This is a genomic window from Psychroserpens damuponensis (assembly GCF_000826655.1).
Taxonomy (GTDB): domain Bacteria; phylum Bacteroidota; class Bacteroidia; order Flavobacteriales; family Flavobacteriaceae; genus Psychroserpens; species Psychroserpens damuponensis.
Window position 1 is genome coordinate 1 of record NZ_JXJO01000015.1, and the last position, 3,085, is coordinate 3,085.

Genomic DNA, 3,085 nt, shown 5'->3' on the forward strand with positions numbered 1-3,085 from the left:
AACTTGCTTGAGCATTAAAGCTAACGTGTTTGTGTATGGTTAGTTGCGTGGTTAAGCAACTAAGTTAGCAAACTTTTACGAACCCGTGAATATTCCGCAGGAATATTCGCAAGTAGGGAAGAACCTAGCAATTAATTATACACGGTGTTGTGCCCAGTTATTTTAAACGATAGATTGTTTTATTTTTTTCTCCTATTTTTTCGAATAAATTCAATTCTGCTCCTTTCTTTAAATCTCTACTTGCAGTTGCTGATGAAATATCCTTAAAAATATCCATATAATCTTTTCTTGTAAATTCAGTTTTATTTAATGAAACATAGTATTCTAATCTATCTTTTTCATTTAACGTTCGATTATTAAAATCTAATAGTTGACTTATTGAAATGTCAATAACGTTTAGCATATATTCAATAAACTTAGTTGATTTTCCGGATTTATCACTTTCAGCCAAAGCTTTGTAATATTTTTCTTGGTCATTACTGATTAAAGTTTCAAAAGGTAAAAACTCAAATATTGGATATTTTTCCATTAAAATTAAAGTTTGCCATAATCTTCCCATTCTGCCATTTCCATCCAAGAATGGATGTATAAATTCCATTTCGTAATGGAAAACACAACTTTTAATTAATTCAATTTCATCAGACTTTTTCAAATATTCAAAAAGGTCTTTCATTAAGTATGGCACATTTGCAAATGGTGGTGCTAAATGCTCAACTTTAGAGCCTTTTACAATTCCGACACTTTGAGTCCTATATTTTCCAGAATTTTCAATTAAACCCTCCATTAGGTTTTGATGTGCTTCTAAAAAGGATTTTTCATTAGAAGGATTGAAATTTTCTAAATTTTCATAAATTTTGATTGCATTTAGAACTTCAAGAACATCTTTTTTAGGACCAATAACTCTTTTGTTTTCAAGAAGTGCTGTTATTTGTTCTTCTGTAAGTGTGTTTCCTTCTATTTTTAATGAAGAATGAATAGTTTTAATTCTATTCTGTTTTCTCAATTTAGGTGAAGGTTTGTTTAATAAATTAGCATTTACTTCTCCTATTTTTTCTGAAATAGAAGTTATTAATTTTAAAATAGAAGATGTTATTTCGTAAGGTGGTTTCATTCGTGATACTATCATTTGATACTATCAAAGATACAATCATTTAATCTGATTTATCTTATGAAACGTAATTTTTTAATTGGGCACAACGTGTTTGTATATGGAAAGTTGCGTGTTTGCGTGCGAGGATTTTCCATAGGAAAATCAGACGTAGCAAACGTGCAACGACCTTTGATTAAGCACAATATAGCAATTTTTTATATACGGTGTTACCCAACGTTTTTTATTTTTAATAGTCAATTATTCCGTCGTTGTGTTTTTCTTTCAGATATTCATTGACGAGTTTATTATAACATTCCTTTTCAGACTGAATCGTACAACCCATTCCAATGGATTGAATTTTATATTTTTCCTTGAGCGTCTCTGCTAATTCAATATCGTAACCAATTCCAAACTGAAAATAAACTATTTTTTCGTTTTTCAAGTCAGTTTCAAATCGTTTTTCCATTTCTCCGCAAGTTTCTATTTCAGAGTATTCAGCGTATAATTTTCCAATTTGAACATATGGATATATTTCTATGAATAAGAATAAGTTTATTGCAAAACAAATTCCAAATGCACCTAACATAAATTTAGTTAATATATTTCTCCAATTTTTCTTAAGAAGATATATTCCAGCACATAAAATTCCAATTCCGAAAAAAATTTTTGCGTATGTCAATTCAATTGGCTCAAAACTCGTTTCGTTTAAAGCATTAAAATGGTTGTAATACAACAAAGCAAATCCAGCAACAGCTAAAATCAGAAGTATATATTTTGTTCTATTTCTCAATTTTTGTCAAATGTTGGGTAACGTGTTTGTGTATGATTAGTTGTGTTGTTTAAGCACTAAAGTTAGCAAATAAATCACAGATAGAAAGTCCGCGAGGACTTTCGTAAGTAAGCTATAACCAGCCATTAATTATACACGGTGTTGTGCCCAGTTATTTTAAACGATAGATTGTTTTATTTTTTTCTCCTATTTTTTCGAATAAATTCAATTCTGCTCCTTTCTTTAAATCTCTACTTGCAGTTGCTGATGAAATATCTTTAAAAATATCCATATAATCTTTTCTTGTAAATTCAGTTTTATTTAATGAAACATAATATTCTAATCTATCTTTTTCATTTAACGTTCGATTATTAAAATCTAATAGTTCACTTATTGAAATGTCAATAACGTTTAGCATATATTCAATAAACTTAGTTGACTTTCCGGATTTATCACTTTCAGCTAAAGACTTGTAATATTTTTCCTGGTCTTTACTAATTAAAGTTTCAAAAGGTAAAAACTCAAAGATTGGATATTTTTCCATTAAAATTAAAGTTTGCCATAATCTTCCCATTCTTCCATTTCCATCCAAAAAAGGATGTATAAATTCCATTTCGTAATGGAAAACACAACTTTTAATTAATTCAATTTCATCAGACTTTTTTAAATATTCAAAAAGGTCTTTCATTAAGTATGGCACATTTCTATAAGGTGGTGCTAAATGCTCAACTATTGAACCTTTTACAATTCCGACACTTTGATTTCTATATTTTCCAGAGTTTTCTATTAAACCTTCCATTAAGTTTTGATGTGCTTTTAAAAAGGATTTTTCATTTGAAGGATTGTAATCTTCTAAATTTTCATAGATTTTGATTGCATTTAAAACTTCAAGAACATCTTTTTTAGGACCAATAACTCTTTTGTTTTCAAGAAGTGCTGTTATTTGTTCTTCTGTAAGTGTGTTTCCTTCTATTTTTAAAGAAGAATGAATAGTTTTGATTCTATTCTGTTTTCTTAATTTAGGTGAAGGTCTGTTTAATAAATTAGCATTTACTTCTCCTATTTTTTCTGAAATAGAAGTTATTAATTTTAAAATAGAAGATGTTATTTCGTAAGGTGGTTTCATTCGTGATACTATCATTTGATACTATCAAAGATACAATCATTTAATCTGAATTATCTTATGAAACGTGATTTTTTAATTGGGCACAACGGTTTTATGTATG

Annotated in this window: 3 protein-coding genes; all 3 read right to left on the bottom strand. The window is 28.4% G+C overall.

Translation table 11 applies throughout. The features are described 5' to 3' along the window. Positions 1 to 157 precede the first annotated feature (157 nt). Positions 158 to 1,111: a Fic family protein gene (locus tag TD29_RS06840; protein WP_040279754.1), complete on the bottom strand. Its 954-nt coding sequence runs from the start codon at positions 1,109 to 1,111 to the stop codon at positions 158 to 160. Between the two features lie 226 nt (positions 1,112 to 1,337). After that, complete coding sequence (locus tag TD29_RS06845) at positions 1,338 to 1,880, bottom strand: FEKKY domain-containing protein (RefSeq protein ID WP_040279755.1); 543 nt, start codon at positions 1,878 to 1,880, stop codon at positions 1,338 to 1,340. A 151-nt stretch (positions 1,881 to 2,031) separates the two neighbouring features. Further along, positions 2,032 to 2,985, bottom strand: a complete 954-nt coding sequence (locus TD29_RS06850) for a Fic family protein (RefSeq protein WP_040279756.1) — start codon at positions 2,983 to 2,985, stop codon at positions 2,032 to 2,034. Between the last annotated feature and the right edge of the window lie 100 nt (positions 2,986 to 3,085).